The organism is Micromonospora sp. NPDC005163, assembly GCF_053599835.1.
The window spans coordinates 49099-64607 of record NZ_JBSFYP010000007.1 but is presented as its reverse complement, the minus strand read 5'-3'; the positions used below and the strand labels follow the sequence as shown (position 1 = coordinate 64607).

Genomic DNA, 15509 nt, shown 5'->3' with positions numbered 1-15509 from the left:
CGCCCCAGCCTAAGGTTCAGCTCGCGTCGCCGCCCTCGTGGCCCGGGATCGACCGGAGGGCCGCCCACAGCTCGGCCCTGCCGGTCATACCGAGCTTGGTGTAGATCCGCTGGAGATGGTTCTCCACCGTTCGTGCCGAGAGGTAGAGCCGCTCGGCGATGGCTCGGCTGGTCGCGCCGTGCGCGGCGAGCCGGGCCACCTGCCACTCCCGCTCGGTCAGCACCGGCGCCCCGGCGTGCAGCGCCGGCGTACGGATCAGGTCGCAGCGGCTGAGCAACCCGGCGAGGCGCTCCCGGGCGTCGCCGGGCGCCGCCGAGTGCTGCCGACGCAGCCGGTGCAGGGCCTGGGCGGTGGCCTCGGCGGCGTACACGTGCAGCTCCAGCGCGACGTAGTCGTCGGCGACCGCGAGCAGATCCGTGGCGGCGTCGGTCACCGCGGCCCGGGCGTGCCGGGCCAGCAGCGGCGGGAGCACGCCGTCGACCTGCTCAGAGAGCTCGGCGAGGCGCTGCGCGACGGTGCGCCGGCCGCCGTCGGAGCAGGTCGGCCCGACCGGCGCGCCGGCCTGATCCAGCCGGACCAGGTCGTGCAGGACGTGCACCTCGTGCCCGGCGAAGCCGTCCGAGCGCAGCCGGTCCACCAGGTCGTTGAGCTGTTTGATCGCGCCGGGCAGATCGCCCGACGCGGCGAGCACCGCGCCGCGGGCCTGCTCCAGCCACGGGTAGAGCACCGCCATGCCCGGTGCCTGGGTGCGGTCCGCCTCGGCCATCGCCTCGGTGGCCTGCGCCGCGTCGCCGCGCAGCGCCGCCGCCTGCGCCCGTTCGGCCTGGGCCAGACCGGCGTAGACCCGACTGGTGGCCAGCACCGCGCAGGCGCCCAGTGACGTCCGCATCGCCCCGTCGCTCTGCCCGCGCATGCGGGCGGCGTACGCCTGGAGGATGGCCAGGTATCCGGTGCCGAGCCGGAAGTCCCCCGCACCCGCGAGGTCGGCGAACTCGTCGGCGACGATCGCGTCGATGCCGACCAGGTCACCGGTGAGCATGAGCCGGGTGCCGCGGGCCAACTCCAGGGCCAGTTGCAGGTACGGCATGTCGGTACGCCAGCTGGCCGCGGCGGAGTGCACCTGGGCGATCGCCGTACCGCTGCTGCTCAGCTGGCCCTGCGCGGCCTGGACGTATGCGATGGTGCTGCGGGCCAGCTCGCGGGCGGCGACGCTGGCCGCCGGCCGGTCCAGCACCCGCTGGCTGAGCCGTACGGCGGTGGTCGTGTCCAGCCGGTGCAGTCGCATGATCGCCTCGAAGGCGTGCACCCGGGCCCGGTCGGCGGAGTCGCTGAGCTGCTCGACACGGGACGCGAGCTCCTCCACCGTGGACTCCCGGCTCAGCCCCCAGTAGCTGACCATTCCCCGCACGGTCAGCCATCGGCAGAGTCGCCGCTCGTCGCTGGGGTCGGGGCTCACCGCGTCCAGGACCTCGATGGCCTCCTCCGGCCGGTCGGCGAACATCAGGATGGTGGCCAGCAGCTCCGCCGCGTCCGACCCGCCGTCGGCGTTCAGCGCGGCGCGGGCCAGCCGGGTCGCCAGCGGCACGTCGTAGCGGGTGAATGCCTGCACCGCGGCGTCCACCAGCAGGGCCGGGTCCTGCGCGGTGCCCGAGTCGAGCCGCCACACCGCCACCCGCAACAGGTCGTCGCGGCGGCGCTTGCCGACTCGCTCGAGCAGCTCGGCGAGGCTCGCCTGGAGCCGTCGGGTGCGACTGACCGGGCAGCGGCGGCGCATGACCTCGCCGTAGAGCGGGTGGGCCAGCCGGACGTTGGTCCGCCGGTCGTGCTGCACCACGCTGATCAGCCCACGTTCCTCGGCGGTCTCCACGTCGGCCGGGTTGGCGGCCTGGTTGAGCAGGTGCAGGCCCAGCGGTTCGCCGAAGGCGACCAGCTCGACGACCGCGCGCACGCCATCGGTGAGCTGCCCGACCCGGGTGTCGATCAGGTCGGTCAGATTGGGCGCCAGCTCCAGCCGCCCGGTCCACTTCCAGATGCCGTAGGTGCGCTTGAGCTCCGCGCTGCCGTTGGCGGCGTGCACCAGCTCGCGCAGCAGTAGCGGGTTGCCGGCCGACAGCCGGCCGAGCCGGTCGGCGGAGCCGGCGTCGACCGGGCCGTCCAGGATCGCCGCCAGCAGCCCGGCGGTCTCCGCCGGTGGCATCGGGGTCAGCTCGACGTGCTCGACCAGGTCGTCGGTCCAGAGTGCGCGGATCGGCAGCGGGATCTGCTCGCCGTCGCGCAGGGTGCCGACCACGGTGGCGTTCTCCGCGCGCGCGACGAGGTGCACCAGCGCCGCGGAGGGCGGGTCGAGCAGGTGCGCGTCGTCGATGGCGAGCACGATCCGCCGGCCGGCGGCCTGCTGTTGCAGCACGCTCAGCGCCCAGCGCAGGATGCCGGCGGGCGAGAGGCCCTGGGGCTGCTCGGCGGGGAGGACCTGCACCAGCCCGCCGAACGGCAGCGCGGCGGTGGTGGCGCTGGCCGCGATGGACCAGATCGCGTACCGGTCGGTGGGCAGCGTTCTCACGCCCTCGCGCAGCAGCCGGCTCTTGCCGATGCCCGCGCTGCCGCTGAAGAAGAGCCCTCGGCCGGCCTGCCCGGTCACTGTCGCCAGTAGGCGGTTGAGCTCGGCGGTTCGGCCGACGAACTGCCATCGACTCATCCCGGCAGCATATCCATCGAGACCTGTCTGCGCCGGCACCGTCACGCACCGAAGTTGAGTAATCTCGCGATTACCGGTGAGTATTCGAAGTGTTCCGCCCGGTCATCGGGCCGCCCGTAGTCTTCCGGCATCCGGGTACCGTTACCGGTATTTCCACGCGACCGGACGCCCGGTCGCCTGCAATGGGAGGCCACCCGATGAAGCAGGGCCCTCTCCCCTCGGTCGACTCGCCGGGCGACATGGCCGGCCCAGCTGACCTGCCGCGCTGCGGCCCGCTACCCACCCGGATCGGGGTGACCGGCCCCGCTCCGGACGAGCCGCTCGGCGTGGTCGCCGTCGGCCCCGCCGGCGCCGAGCGTCGCGGCGTGTTCGCCACCCTGCTCGGGCTCGACCCGGTCATGCTCACCGTGCCGGCGGGCAGTTGGCTGGTGGTGCGACACGCCAAGGCGCCCACCCGGGCGGCGTACGTGCCGGGCTACCGCCAACCGCACTCCTACGGCGCGGACCGGGACGCCGCCGGCCCGGCGCTGGCCCGCCCGCCCCGGCGGGTCGAGCTGAGCGTGCCCGAGCCGCTGCTGCGGCACTTCACCCTGGTCGACACGCCGGACACCGGCACGCTCGGCGTCGCCGGCGGCCGGGTGCTGCTCGACGCGGTCGGCCGGGCCGGCGCGCTGCTCTTCGTGATTGCGGCCGATCAGGCGTTCACCGCCGCGGAGCTGAACCTGCTCGCCGAGGTGGCCCCGGCCGCGGTGAAGGTCGTCTTCGCGGTCACCCCCGGCGCGGCGGGCTGGGCCCCGCTGCCCGACGGCGCGGCGACGACGGAGGACGCGGGGGCGTCCGTCCCGCCGGCACACGGCGGGCCGGGGAAGGTGGACCCGGTCGCGGTGACCGTGGCGGCGCACCGCGCGGCGCTGCTGGCCGCGGTGCCCTCGCTGGCCAGCGCGCGGTGGTTCCCGGTCGACGACGCCGAGTCCGCCGCCGACCTACGCCGGGCGCTGGTGGGTTGGGCGGCGCACGAGGGTCTGCGGCGGGCCAGTGCGGATCCGCCGGTGCTGCCCGGCCAGCACGACCGGGTGTCGGTGGTGTCCGACCCGGGGGACTGGTCCGAGCAGCTCGACCGGCAGACCCGCTCCTGCGCACAGCGGATCCGCCAGCACCTCGCGCTGGAGTTGGCGAACGCCCGCCTGCGGGTGGTTCAGGAGATCGTCTTCGGGGTCGGCTGCGTCGGCCTGCCGGAGTTGCTGGACCGGGAGATGGCGGCGTTGTCGCTGTTGGCCACCGCGCAGTGCGACCACGCGGTGCGGGGCATCGTGGCGGACGCCGCGGCCCGGGTGCTCGGCGCGCCACCGGCCGGGGGTGTGCGCCGCCGGATCGCCACCGCCGTGCAGTACGGCCTGACCGATCACCGGCCCGGCCGCGACCTGGACAAGGTGCTGCTGATCACCAGCACGGCCGGCGTGGCCTCGCTGACCGGTCCGGAGGCGATCGACGCGCTCGACGGCTATCCGCGGGCGTCCCGCGACGAGGTGCTCCCGCCGGTCGCGGTGGCGCTGTCCGGTGGATGCTGGCAGCAGTGGCGTACGCCCGGCAATGACGACCACAACGCCGCACGGGCGTGGTCCCAGCGGGCGTTGCGGGAGGTCGAGCTGGGGCTGTCCCGGGAGATCTCCCGACGGTTCGAGGTGATCCGCCTCTCGCTGGGCGCGGTTCTCTCCGATGCAGTCGATCACGGCATCCTGCTCGCCTGACGGCGTGCCTGTGCCCTGCTCCGGCCTCGTGCGAGACCTCGCGTCCAACAGCGTTCAGGGCGAGGCCGGGGACGCCGGGTTGGGTGATCCTCGCCGGGCCGGCGTTCCGGTTCCTCGGTTCCGGGAAACCGGTGGCACGATGGGGGGCATGGCGGCTCCGCAGGTTGCACCGGTCGAGACGCCGGCCACTCACGAGGTGCCGGCGTCCGAGCGGCAGTGGGTGACGATCGTGTGGGACGACCCGGTCAACCTGATGACGTACGTGACCTGGGTCTTCCAGAAGCTTTTCGGCTACAGCCGGGAGAGGGCCGAGCAGCTGATGCTGGACGTGCACCACAAGGGCCGCGCCGTGGTCTCCACCGGCGCCCGGGAGCGGATGGAGCACGACGCGTCGCAGTTGCACGCGTACGGGTTGTGGGCGACGGTGGACCGCTCGTGAGCGCGAGGAGTGAGCCGGTTCTGCGAGCCCCGCAGTCGCGAACAGGGGGGGCATCGTGAGCATGTTCCGCCGCCAGGCCGGCCGTTACGTCGCCACCTTCGCCGTCGACGAGGTGCGGGTGCTGCGCAAGGTCGCCTCCGAGGTGGTCGGTCTGCTCACCGACGGCTTCGACCACACTGACCCGGTCGTCGGCCGGCTCTTCCCGGCGGCCTACCCCGAGGACGCGGCCGGCTCCGCCGAGTTCCGCCGCTACACCGAGGGCGACCTGAAGACCGCGAAGATCGATCAGGCGGGGGCCATCCTGGCCGCGCTGCCGGATGAGGCGGGCGGTGAGGTGCGGCTGGACGCCGAGGCGGCCGAGGCGTGGCTGCGCGCGTTGAACGACGCCCGGCTGGCGATGGGCGTCCGGCTGGAGATCAAGGACGGGACGGACCTGGGTGAGGAGCTGGACGACGCGGTCGCCGAGGACCCGGCCTCCAGCCGGGTGTTCCAGCTGTCGGTCTACGCGTACCTCGGATATCTACAGGAGTCGCTGCTCAACGCCTTGATCGATTAGGCGTGACCGGCACCACTTCAGGCCGGTACCCGGCAGGCGTTAGGCTGGTGCACGTGCTGAGCATCGACCGGTCGATCATCGACGCGATCGTCGCCCACGCGCGCCGGGACCACCCAGACGAGGCGTGCGGCGTGGTCGCCGGTCCCCTCGGCAGCGACACACCGACCCGGCACATCCCGATGGACAACGCCGCGCGGTCGATGACGTTCTACGAGTTCGACTCGATGGAGCAGCTGCGGGTGTGGCGGGAGATGGACGACCGGGACGAGGAGCCCGTTGTCATCTACCACTCGCACACCGCCACCGAGGCGTACCCCTCGCGCACCGACGTCTCCTTCGCGGGCGAGCCGGGCGCGCACTACCTGCTCGTCTCGACTCGCGAGCCCGACTCCGAGGAGATCCGGTCGTTCCGGATCGTCGACGGCGTGGTGACCGAGGAGCCGGTTCGGATCGTGGCGGCTGGGGTCGACCCGCACGCCGTCCAGTCCTACATGTTCGGGCAGAGCCCGGCGACGGTCGACTACGAGTGTTCCGGCCGCTGACCCGTCAGCGTCCGCACCCGTTCCGTCCCGTCACCCCTGGCACACCCGAATGAGGAGCACGACATCATGGCCATCGAGGTTCGCATCCCCACCATCCTGCGCAGCTACACCGGCGGCGCCAAGGTCGTCGAAGGTTCCGGCGACACCCTGAGCGACCTGCTCGCCGACCTGGATTCCCGGCACGCCGGGCTGCGGGGCCGGCTGGTCACCGAGGCTGGCACGCTGCACCGTTTCGTCAACGTCTACGTCAACGACGAGGACGTCCGTTTCCTCGGCGCGCTGGACGCCAAGCTCTCCGACGGCGACAGCATCACCATCCTGCCGGCCGTGGCCGGCGGCGCGTTCGGCTTCGCGGCGGCAGCGGCGATCAGCCAGCACAGTGCCGCCGTGGCCAGCCAGCAGAGCGCGACGGCGGCAGCCCGCGACAGCCGTCGCGGTGCCGTCGCCGCCCGCTGAGGGCGGCTGCCATGGCGCGGTACGACAGCCTGCTCGACGCCTGCGGGGGCACGCCGCTGGTCGGCCTGCCCCGGCTCTCCCCGACGGTGCCCGAGGGCGCCCCGCCGGTGCGGCTCTGGGCCAAGCTGGAGGACCGGAACCCGACCGGCAGCATCAAGGACCGGGCGGCGCTGTTCATGGTCCGCGCCGCGGAGGAGGCCGGCCGGCTCCGGACGGGTGACACCATCCTGGAACCGACTAGCGGCAACACCGGCATCTCGCTGGCCATGGTGGCCAAGCTGCGCGGCTACCGGCTGGTCTGCGTGATGCCCGAGAACGTCTCCACCGAGCGGGTCCAACTGCTCCGGATGTACGGCGCTGAGATCATCTTCTCGCCGGCGGCGGGTGGCTCCAATCAGGCCGTCGCCACCGCCAAGCAGATCGCCGCCGAGCATCCCGACTGGGTGATGCTCTACCAGTACGGCAATGAGGCCAACGCCCGGGCGCACTACGAGACGACCGGCCCGGAGCTGCTGCACGACCTGCCCACCATCACGCACTTCGTGGCCGGCCTGGGCACCACCGGCACGCTGATGGGCACCGGGCGCTACCTGCGGGAGAAGGTCGACGGCATCCAGGTCGTGGCCGCCGAGCCGCGCTACGGCGAGGTGGTCTACGGCCTGCGCAACATCGACGAGGGGTACGTGCCGGAGCTGTACGACGCCTCGGTGCTCTCCCGGCGCTTCTCGGTCGGCACGCGGGACGCGGTGCTGCGTACCCGGCAGCTCGTCGACGTGGAGGGCATCTTCGCCGGCTTCTCCACCGGCGCGATCCTGCACGCCGCCCTCGCGGTGGCGCATGAGGCGGTCCGCGACGGCCGCCGCGCCGACGTGGCCTTCGTGGTCTGCGACGGCGGCTGGAAGTACCTGTCGACCGGAGCGTACGGCGGCACGCTGGCCGACGCCGAGGACGCCCTGGAGGGGCAGCTCTGGGCGTGACCGATCTGGTCTCCGCGTACGGGCCGTCGATGCGCACGTCGACGGCCCGTACGCTGCCCGCCGCGCCGTGAGCAGGTGTCACGTTCGTGACAAGTTCCATTGGATGATTCTTGCCCCCGCGTACCCCAGCGTAGGCTGCGCAGCGTGGCGTACGCGTCGGTAGAGATCATGGCCGGGACGACGGCCGGCTCAGGTGCTACTGACAGTGACAGCGAGAAAACTTGATGCGACTGACCGTCCTGGGTTGCGCCGGTAGCTTCCCCGGCCCCGAGTCGCCGTGTTCGGCCTACCTCGTCGAGGCCGACGGCTTCCGGCTACTGGTCGACTTCGGCCCTGGTTCGCTGTCCAGCCTCCAGCGGTACGCGGGGCTGCACGCCCCGGACGCGATCCTCCTGACCCACCTGCACTGCGACCACATCCTCGACGCCGTGTCGTACGTGGTGGTCCGCCGGTACGCCCCGGACGGTCCCTACCCGGCGCTGCCGGTGTACGCGCCCTCCGGCGCACCGGACCGGCTCAGCGCCGCCTACGGCGACGACGGCTCCGTGGAGGACGTCTACCAGTTCTACGCCCTCCAACCGGGCACCTTCCCGATCGGCCCGTTCACGGTCACCGTCGACCGGGTCAACCACCCCGTCGAGACGTACGGCGTGCGGCTGGAGCACGGCGGTCGGTCGCTCTGCTACTCCTCGGACACCGCGCCCTGCGACGCGCTGCTGCGGCTGGCCCAGAACGCCGACGTCCTCCTCTGCGAGGCCAGCTACCTCGACGGCGTGGACAACCCACCGGACCTGCACCTCACCGGCCGGGAAGCCGGTGAGGCGGCGACCAAGGCCGTGGTCGGCCGGTTGCTGCTCACCCACCTGGTGGCCGCCTGGGGCAGCGAGGCGCACACGCTGGAGTCGGCCGCCGCCGGGTACACCGGGCCGCTCGAGGTGGTCCGGGCCGGCGCCAGCTACGACGTCTGACCCACCTCGCCCCGGCCGCACGTGGTGGTCGATGCGACCAGCGCGCTGCCCGAGGTGCAGGGGCGCCGCCGTCGGTGGTGTCCGGTCGGGGCACCCCGGGGCAGGTGCGGCGCCGCACCGCATAGGGTGCAGGCATGGCGCGACCTGACGGGCGAGGGCCCGATGAACTTCGACCGGTGACCCTGACCCGAGGCTGGAGCACGCATCCGGAGGGCTCGGTGCTCGTCGAGTTCGGCGGCACCCGGGTGCTCTGCACGGCGAGCGTCACCGAGGGCGTGCCCCGCTGGCGCAAGGGCTCCGGGCTCGGCTGGGTGACCGCCGAGTACGCGATGCTGCCCCGGGCCACCAACACCCGCTCCGACCGGGAGAGCGTCAAGGGTCGGGTCGGTGGCCGGACCCACGAGATCTCCCGGCTGATCGGCCGCAGCCTGCGCGCCTGCATCGACCTGAAGGCGCTCGGCGAGAACTCTGTGGTGCTCGACTGCGACGTGCTCCAGGCCGACGGCGGCACCCGGACCGCCGCGATCACCGGGGCGTACGTGGCGCTGCACGACGCGGTGGACTGGCTGGCCGCCCGCAAGGCGTTGGCCGGGAAGCCGGAGAACGTGATGCACCGTTCGGTGGCCGCGGTCAGCGTGGGGATCATCGCCGGCGAGGCGCGGCTCGACCTCTGCTACGAGGAGGACGTGGCCGCCGAGGTGGACATGAACGTGGTCTGCACGGGCGCGGGCGATTTCGTCGAGGTGCAGGGCACCGGTGAGGCGGGCGTGTTCGCCCGGGAGCAGCTCGACACCCTGCTCGACCTGGCCGTCGCCGGTTGCGCCGACCTGGCCGAGGCCCAGCGGAAGGCTCTCTCATGAACAAGGTCCTGCTCGCCACCCGCAATCGCAAGAAGCTGGTCGAACTCCAGCGGATCCTGGACGGCGCGCTCGGCGCGCACCGGATCGCCCTCCTCGGGCTGGACGACGTCGAGCAGTACCCGGAACTGCCGGAGACCGGTCTGACCTTCGGCGAGAACGCGCTGATCAAGGCGCGGGAGGGCTGCCGGCGTACCGGGTTGCCGACCATCGCCGACGACTCCGGGATTGCGGTGGACGCGCTCAACGGGATGCCGGGGGTGTTCAGCGCCCGCTGGTCCGGGCAGCACGGTGACGACCACGCCAACCTTCAGCTGGTGCTGGATCAGATCGCTGACGTGCCCGACGAGCAGCGGGCCGCCTCGTTCGTCTGCACGGTGGCGCTGGTGCTGCCCGGTGGCAAGGAGCACCTCGTCGACGGCCGGCAGTCCGGGCAGGTGCTGCGCGCTCCGCGCGGTGATGGTGGATTCGGCTACGACCCGATCTTCCTGGGCGATGGACAGGACCGGACCAACGCCGAGCTGACCCCGACCGAGAAGGACGCGGTCAGCCATCGCGGCAAGGCGCTGCGCGAGCTGGCCAAGCTGATCGCCAAGGTGCTGCCGCCCACCGCGGCCTGAGACCGGGACAGTCCGGTCGGCAGCCCGGGGTGGCCAGGTGATCGGACGATGGCATGTACTGAATCCGGAAGTCCGGGCATCCGGATCGGCAGGTGGTCGGGGAGACGGGATGGCGTGGGCCGGTAGGCGCGGCGTGCTGGCGGCACTGATGGGTCTTGCCCTGCTGGCCGCCAGCGGTGGTCTCCTGGCCTTCTCGACCAAGACGCCGGAGGGTGAGGCGGCCGGCGCGTGGGTCGTGGAGCCCATCCCGCCGGCGCCACCGCTGACCGAGTCGCGCGACGCCCGCAGCGGTTTCGTCCACCCTGGCGTGCTGGTGCGCAGCGAGCAGTTGAACTTCGTGAGCCGCAAGGTCAGGGCCGGTGAGGAGCCCTGGCGTTCGGCATGGCTCGCCATGCAGCGCAGCCAGTACGCCGAGCTGTCCTGGCGCCCCCGACCGGTGTCCACCGTGGACTGCGGCTTCTACTCCCAGCCGGACAGCGGATGCACCGCCGAGGCCGAGGACGCGGTGGCCGCGTACACCCAGGCGTTGATGTGGTCCTTCACGCGTGACCGCAGGTACGCGGAGAAGGCCATCGACATCCTGGACGCGTGGTCGGGCGTTCTCAAGGAGCACACCAACGCCAACGCGCCGCTGCAGGCGGGGTGGGCCGGGGCGACGTTCGCGCGAGCCGCGGAACTGATCAAGCACACCTACACCGGCTGGCCCCCCGATTGGTTGGCCCGTACGGAGCGGATGCTCCGCACTGTCTACCTACCGACGGTCCTCGCCGGGACGAACGGCTCCAGGGCGGGGAACTGGGAACTGATCATGCTCGACGCGGCGGTGGGCATCTCGGTCTTCCTCGACGATCGCGCCTCGTTCCTCAAGGCCGTCGAGAAGTGGCGGCTGCGGCTGCGGGCGTACGTCTATCTCAGTGGCGACGGCCCCCTGCCCTACGCGCCACCCGGCGACGTCTTCACGAAGACGCAGCTCATCGACTATTGGGGTGGGCAGAACCCGCTCGTCGACGGGCTCGCCCAGGAGACCTGCCGCGACTTTCTGCACACCGGGTGGGGCCTCGCAGCGGCGGCGCATGTCGCCGAGACGGCGTGGATCCAGGGGCGGGACCTGTACGCCGAGGCGCGCGAGCGGCTCACTCGTGCGCTGGAGTTCCACACCGGCTTCGAGCTGGGCAGGCCGGTGCCGCCGTGGCTGTGCGGGGGTCGGCTCGTCACCGGGTTGGCGCCGTCACCCGAGATCGCCTTCAACCACTACGCCACCAGGATGGGGCTCGACCTGCCGAACACCAGGCGCGTGGTGGAGGCCGACCGGCCCGCGGGGCCGGCCGCCTACTTCTTCGCCTGGGAGACGCTGACCCACGCCGGTAACCCCAACTGACCGCACGTCGGCTCCCGCCACCGCGGCCAGCTCTGACCGCTGGACCCCTGTCGACGCGCCCTGGCCTGCGCGCAACGGCCGGCAGCACCCCGTGGCCGGTCGCAACCAGGGGCGTCTAGGCTACGCAGCTGCGAGCCACATCCCGGGCGGCGGCCGCCGTGCCGGCCCAGCCCGATCCAAAGGACCAGGACGAATGGTCGAGTTGGCCCCCTCCACCAGTTCGCCGGAGGTGACCGCAGCGGGTGAGGCGCGCGCGGAAGCACGCCCTTCAGCTCCCCTGACGGATCGACTCGCACGCTGGTCGGTGCCGGTCGTACCGGCCCTCGCCGCGTTCCTCATCGCGCTCTACGGCCTTGAGCGCCGGCAGCTCTGGCGCGACGAGATCGCCACGTGGGCGGCGTCGACGAAGTCAATGGGGGCGCTGCGGGGCCTGGTGGAGGTGACCGACGCGGTCATCGCGCCCTACTACATCCTGATGCACGGCTGGATCGCGGTGTTCGGCGAATCGGAGGCGTCCCTGCGGATGCCGTCCATCATCGCGGTGGCGCTCGCCGCCGCGATGACCGCGGTCATCGGCCGCAAGCTGTTCGACCCGACGACCGGTCTGTTCGCCGGTCTGCTCGTCGCCGTGCTGCCGACCGTCTCCCGGTACGCGCAGGAAGCGCGCCCCTACGCTCTCGCCGCCGCCGCGGTGGCGCTGGCGACCCTGCTGATGCTGCGTGCGGCGGAGCGGCCGACGTGGCTGCGGTGGCTCGCGTACGCCGTGGTGGTGGCCGTGGCCGGGTTGCTGCACATGGTCGCGCTGCTGCTGTTGCCGGCGCACATGGTGTACGTCCTGAGCCTTCGTCAGAAGAGGGTGATCCTGCGCTGGTTCCTGGCGGCGGTCGCGGCTGTCATCCCCGTGCTTCCCCTCGCCTGGATCGGGTCCGAGCAGGCCAAGCAGGTGTCGTGGATTCCGGAGGCCGCCTGGGACAGCACCAACAACGAGATCGTGCGGGTGACGGGCAGTGTCACGGTCAGCGCGCTGATCATCGGGCTGGCCCTCCTCGGCGCCGTGACGCTGGGGCGTCGTGGCGCTCTGCTCGGCACGTGGGCGGTCGCGCCGTTCTATGTACTGCTGCTCATCTCACCGGTGGCGGCGCTGCTCATCCACCGGTACGTGCTGTTCACCCTGCCGGCGTGGTGCCTGCTGGCCGTCGCGACCGTGACCCGGCACGCCCAACCGGCGCCCGGTACGGCGACGTCGTCCTGGCGGCGGGCCGTCCTGCCCGCGCTGCTGGTCGTGCTCTGCGCCGCCTTCGCGCTGCCGATGCACGCGACGAACCGCGAAAACGTCGTGCCGGGCGAGCCCGACCTGCGGGGCGCGGTGGCGGTCCTCGCGGCGGAGGCCAACGCTGGCGACGCGGTCGGGATCCATGCCGGATACGCCAGTCGACTGCAGGACGGTGTGAACTACTACCTTCGCCGGGCCGACGGGCCGGAGCTGAACACGGTCTTCACCGCTTGGCCCGGCGGCGTCGCGACGTACGGGCGGACCTGCCGGAACGGCGACTGTCTCCGCACGGCCGAGCGGCTGTGGCTGGTCAGCGGGTCGACCGAGGCCGACCAGCGCACCGGCATGAATCCGTCGCTGAGCCAGCAGCTCACCGGGTTCGAGCAGGTCCGGGTGGTCCGGCTCACCGGGGTCACCGTGTCACTGTGGCAAGCCACGGGACGGGCCTGAGCAGGGAGTTCCGACGCACCGTGACCGATGTCCACTGTGTCCGGCGACCGCTCGTACGGAGCTGAGCGCACCGCCTGCGCACCGACGGTCCCCGGATGGAGTACGGGCGTTCCGGCCGTATACCCTCGCCGTCGCCGCTAATGCATGGCGGTGTGGCGGGTACACGCCACCCCACCCCTACCGCAGTGGTGAGGCACAGTGAGCGACTCGAAGCCGACGTCTCGTGGGCTGCTGCGGCCGGAGATCCAAGCACTGCGGGCCCTTGCCGTGCTCCTGGTGCTGCTGTTTCATTTCTGGCCGCACCGGATCCCGGGCGGATACGTCGGCGTCGACGTCTTCTTCGCGATCAGCGGCTTCCTCATCACGGCGCACCTCGTGCGCGAGGTGCGGCAATCCGGCTCGGTTCGCCTCCGGGCCTTCTGGGCCCGCCGGATCCGGCGCCTGCTGCCGGCTTCCCTGCTCGTCCTCGTCGCCACCGCGGCGGCCGTCTTCATCTGGGTGCCACAGCTCTACTGGCCGCAGATACTCCGCGAGATCGCGGCGGCGACCATCTACGTCGAGAACTGGCAACTGGCGCACGACGCCGTGGACTACCTCGCCGCGGAAAATGTCCGGTCGCCGGTGCAGCACTACTGGTCACTCTCGGTGGAGGAACAGTTCTACCTGGTCTGGCCCCTGTTGATCGTGCTCGCGGTGGTGATCGCCGGCCGGCTCCGGCGGAAGGACCCGATGGGCGCGATCCGGGTCACGCTCGCCCTGATCGTCGCAACCTCCTTCGCCTACTCCGTCTACGAGACGTCCGCGAACAGTGCCGCCGCCTACTTCGTCACGCCCACCCGGGCGTGGGAGTTCGGGGCCGGCGCGATGCTCGCGACCCTGCCGGGGCTCGGCCGGTCGGCCGGAGAGCGTACCCGGGCGGCGGTCTCCTGGCTGGGCCTGCTCCTGATCGGCGTCGCCGCTTTCGTACTCCATTCCGGGACCCCCTTCCCGGGCTACGCCGCGGCGCTGCCGGTCGTCGGCACGCTCGCCGCCATCTGGGCCGGTGCTCCCGGTCCGCACTGGTCTCCTCTCGGGCCGATGGCCTGGGCGCCGGTGCAGAAGTTCGGCGACTGGTCGTACTCCGTCTACCTCTGGCACTGGCCGCCCATCGTGATCTTCCAGCTGGCGACCGGCGACCGGATGACCTGGCCGGTGAAGCTCGTCGTCATCGCGGGTGTGGTGGTGTTGGCCGCGCTGACCAAGCGCCTCGTCGAGGACCCGGTGCGGTTCGGCGTGTTCACCCGCGGGCGCCGGTTGTGGCCGCAGTACGCGGCCGCCGCGATGTCGATGGCACTGGTCCTGTCCGTCGTCGTCGCCGGAAACCGCCTGCTCGAACAGGGCAGCCAGGCGAACACCTCGCGTCTCGAGCAGTTGTTGGCGGCGGGCACGCCGTGCCTCGGGGCGGGTGCCAGGATCGAGCCGCAACGCTGCGAGGACGGCGCCCTCGGCCGGGAGCTGTTCCCCGAGATGTCGATGCTCACCAAGGACACGGGCTCCGCGTACCGGTGCTACGACCAGGAGCCGGGCGCCACGCTCACGTCGTGTCGCATCGGATCGCGACGGCCCGACGCGACCCGGGTCGCACTCGTCGGGGACTCGCACGCGGCGATGCTCATTCCGGCGATCGAGGGTCAGCTCGACGCTCGGAACTGGGCGGTCGACACCTACGTCGCCCGCGGGTGCATCTGGGCGAAGGTGGACGCCGCAGACCAGTCCGACCCGTGCTACGCGCGACGGCAGGCGATGGCTCAGCGACTTGGTGAGGGCCCGAAGTACGACCTCGTCATCGTCAGCGGGAGGCGGAACGCGAGCGCCGACCCCCGGGCGGCGGGCGGCCAGATCCGCAAATACGTCGAGGCGTGGCGTCCGGTGCTGGAGCGGGGAACCAGGATCGTCGTGGTGGTGGACAATCCGGGGCTCGGCTCGGCCAACCTGAGCTGTCTCGTCGACGACGCGGCGAACGGAGGGGATCCGAGGCGATGCGCCGTCGACCGGCAGGCGGCGCTCGGCACCCGGGACGCCCTCGAGGAGGCCGCGAAGCGGACCGACGGAAAGGTGCGGACGGTCGATCTCACCGACCTGTTCTGCACCGCGACCCAGTGTCCGCTGGTGATCGGCAACGTCATCGTCTACCGCGACACGCACCACATGACGGCGACCTACGCGCGAACCCTGGGGTCCCACCTCGTCGAGCGCGTCGCGGCACGACTCGCAATGTAACGCCGAGCCCGCGACCCACAGGCATGGAAGTTCACCGCGAGATGCAGCCGAAAGTCCATTGCGGTCACCTCGACTTCTCGCTCCGGCGGCGTGGTCGCGGAAAGTGGGCGAAAGAGGGGAAATCGCACTCGGTGCCGTGGCGGTCGCCGGTCGGTTCGCCGTCGACCCGGGCAACCTCTATCGGTTATGACGCTCGCGTATAGTGCCCCGAGGGATGGCGCTGAGAGGATCATGAAATGGACATAATGCCTCGAAAGGCGGCGGCTGCCCCGACTGAGGGCAGTGGCCGGC

General features: G+C 72.0%; 13 protein-coding genes. 12 read left to right on the top strand and 1 reads right to left on the bottom strand.

The annotated features are described in order from the left end of the window. Positions 1 to 16 precede the first annotated feature (16 nt). Complete coding sequence (locus tag ACWD6N_RS07900; RefSeq protein WP_450004572.1) at positions 17 to 2695, bottom strand: LuxR C-terminal-related transcriptional regulator; 2679 nt, start codon at positions 2693 to 2695, stop codon at positions 17 to 19. 197 nt (positions 2696 to 2892) lie between these two features. On the opposite strand from ACWD6N_RS07900, the gene ACWD6N_RS07895 reads away from it, so the two are divergent. The 12 genes from ACWD6N_RS07895 (at position 2893) to ACWD6N_RS07840 (ending at position 15218) form a co-directional block, all read left to right on the top strand. Then, the gene (locus ACWD6N_RS07895; RefSeq protein WP_450004571.1) at positions 2893 to 4443 is read left to right on the top strand and encodes a hypothetical protein; all 1551 of its coding nucleotides are present in this window, start codon (positions 2893 to 2895) and stop codon (positions 4441 to 4443) included. Positions 4444 to 4591: 148 nt separating this feature from the next. Next, on the top strand, positions 4592 to 4882 hold the full coding sequence (gene clpS, locus ACWD6N_RS07890) for an ATP-dependent Clp protease adapter ClpS (RefSeq protein WP_354967953.1): 291 nt from the start codon (positions 4592 to 4594) through the stop codon (positions 4880 to 4882). A gap of 61 nt (positions 4883 to 4943) precedes the next feature. After that, positions 4944 to 5438, top strand: a complete 495-nt coding sequence (locus ACWD6N_RS07885; protein ID WP_354967993.1) for a DUF2017 domain-containing protein — start codon at positions 4944 to 4946, stop codon at positions 5436 to 5438. Positions 5439 to 5491: 53 nt separating this feature from the next. Next, positions 5492 to 5980: a M67 family metallopeptidase gene (locus tag ACWD6N_RS07880; protein WP_354967954.1), complete on the top strand. Its 489-nt coding sequence runs from the start codon at positions 5492 to 5494 to the stop codon at positions 5978 to 5980. A gap of 66 nt (positions 5981 to 6046) precedes the next feature. Further along, entirely contained in the window at positions 6047 to 6436 is a 390-nt protein-coding gene (locus ACWD6N_RS07875) for a MoaD/ThiS family protein (RefSeq protein ID WP_354967955.1), read from the top strand. 11 nt (positions 6437 to 6447) lie between these two features. Continuing rightward, complete coding sequence (locus ACWD6N_RS07870) at positions 6448 to 7413, top strand: PLP-dependent cysteine synthase family protein (RefSeq protein ID WP_089017454.1); 966 nt, start codon at positions 6448 to 6450, stop codon at positions 7411 to 7413. 224 nt (positions 7414 to 7637) lie between these two features. After that, the gene (locus ACWD6N_RS07865; protein WP_450004570.1) at positions 7638 to 8381 is read left to right on the top strand and encodes an MBL fold metallo-hydrolase; all 744 of its coding nucleotides are present in this window, start codon (positions 7638 to 7640) and stop codon (positions 8379 to 8381) included. A gap of 134 nt (positions 8382 to 8515) precedes the next feature. Then, complete coding sequence (rph, locus tag ACWD6N_RS07860; RefSeq protein ID WP_449936480.1) at positions 8516 to 9241, top strand: ribonuclease PH; 726 nt, start codon at positions 8516 to 8518, stop codon at positions 9239 to 9241. Continuing rightward, positions 9238 to 9858 carry an RdgB/HAM1 family non-canonical purine NTP pyrophosphatase gene (gene rdgB, locus ACWD6N_RS07855; RefSeq protein WP_354967958.1) on the top strand — a complete coding sequence of 207 codons (621 nt, stop codon included), beginning with the start codon at positions 9238 to 9240 and terminating at the stop codon, positions 9856 to 9858. Before rph ends, rdgB begins: the two co-directional genes overlap by 4 nt. A gap of 109 nt (positions 9859 to 9967) precedes the next feature. Then, complete coding sequence (locus ACWD6N_RS07850; RefSeq protein WP_450004569.1) at positions 9968 to 11236, top strand: alginate lyase family protein; 1269 nt, start codon at positions 9968 to 9970, stop codon at positions 11234 to 11236. Between the two features lie 304 nt (positions 11237 to 11540). After that, positions 11541 to 12959 (top strand): glycosyltransferase family 39 protein, encoded by a 1419-nt coding sequence (locus ACWD6N_RS07845; RefSeq protein ID WP_450004568.1) that lies wholly within the window; start codon positions 11541 to 11543, stop codon positions 12957 to 12959. Positions 12960 to 13157: 198 nt separating this feature from the next. Further along, positions 13158 to 15218: an acyltransferase family protein gene (locus ACWD6N_RS07840; protein ID WP_450004567.1), complete on the top strand. Its 2061-nt coding sequence runs from the start codon at positions 13158 to 13160 to the stop codon at positions 15216 to 15218. Positions 15219 to 15509: the final 291 nt, after the last annotated feature.

What these genes read in the sequence shown, in the direction of transcription:
- ACWD6N_RS07900 (WP_450004572.1), bottom strand. Translation starts at nt 2,695, where the DNA reads ATGAGTCGATGGCAGTTCGTCGGCCGAACCGCCGAGCTCAACCGCCTA.
- ACWD6N_RS07895 (WP_450004571.1), top strand. Translation starts at nt 2,893, where the DNA reads ATGAAGCAGGGCCCTCTCCCCTCGGTCGACTCGCCGGGCGACATGGCC.
- clpS (WP_354967953.1), top strand. Translation starts at nt 4,592, where the DNA reads ATGGCGGCTCCGCAGGTTGCACCGGTCGAGACGCCGGCCACTCACGAG.
- ACWD6N_RS07885 (WP_354967993.1), top strand. Translation starts at nt 4,944, where the DNA reads ATGTTCCGCCGCCAGGCCGGCCGTTACGTCGCCACCTTCGCCGTCGAC.
- ACWD6N_RS07875 (WP_354967955.1), top strand. Translation starts at nt 6,047, where the DNA reads ATGGCCATCGAGGTTCGCATCCCCACCATCCTGCGCAGCTACACCGGC.
- ACWD6N_RS07870 (WP_089017454.1), top strand. Translation starts at nt 6,448, where the DNA reads ATGGCGCGGTACGACAGCCTGCTCGACGCCTGCGGGGGCACGCCGCTG.
- ACWD6N_RS07865 (WP_450004570.1), top strand. Translation starts at nt 7,638, where the DNA reads ATGCGACTGACCGTCCTGGGTTGCGCCGGTAGCTTCCCCGGCCCCGAG.
- rph (WP_449936480.1), top strand. Translation starts at nt 8,516, where the DNA reads ATGGCGCGACCTGACGGGCGAGGGCCCGATGAACTTCGACCGGTGACC.
- rdgB (WP_354967958.1), top strand. Translation starts at nt 9,238, where the DNA reads ATGAACAAGGTCCTGCTCGCCACCCGCAATCGCAAGAAGCTGGTCGAA.
- ACWD6N_RS07850 (WP_450004569.1), top strand. Translation starts at nt 9,968, where the DNA reads ATGGCGTGGGCCGGTAGGCGCGGCGTGCTGGCGGCACTGATGGGTCTT.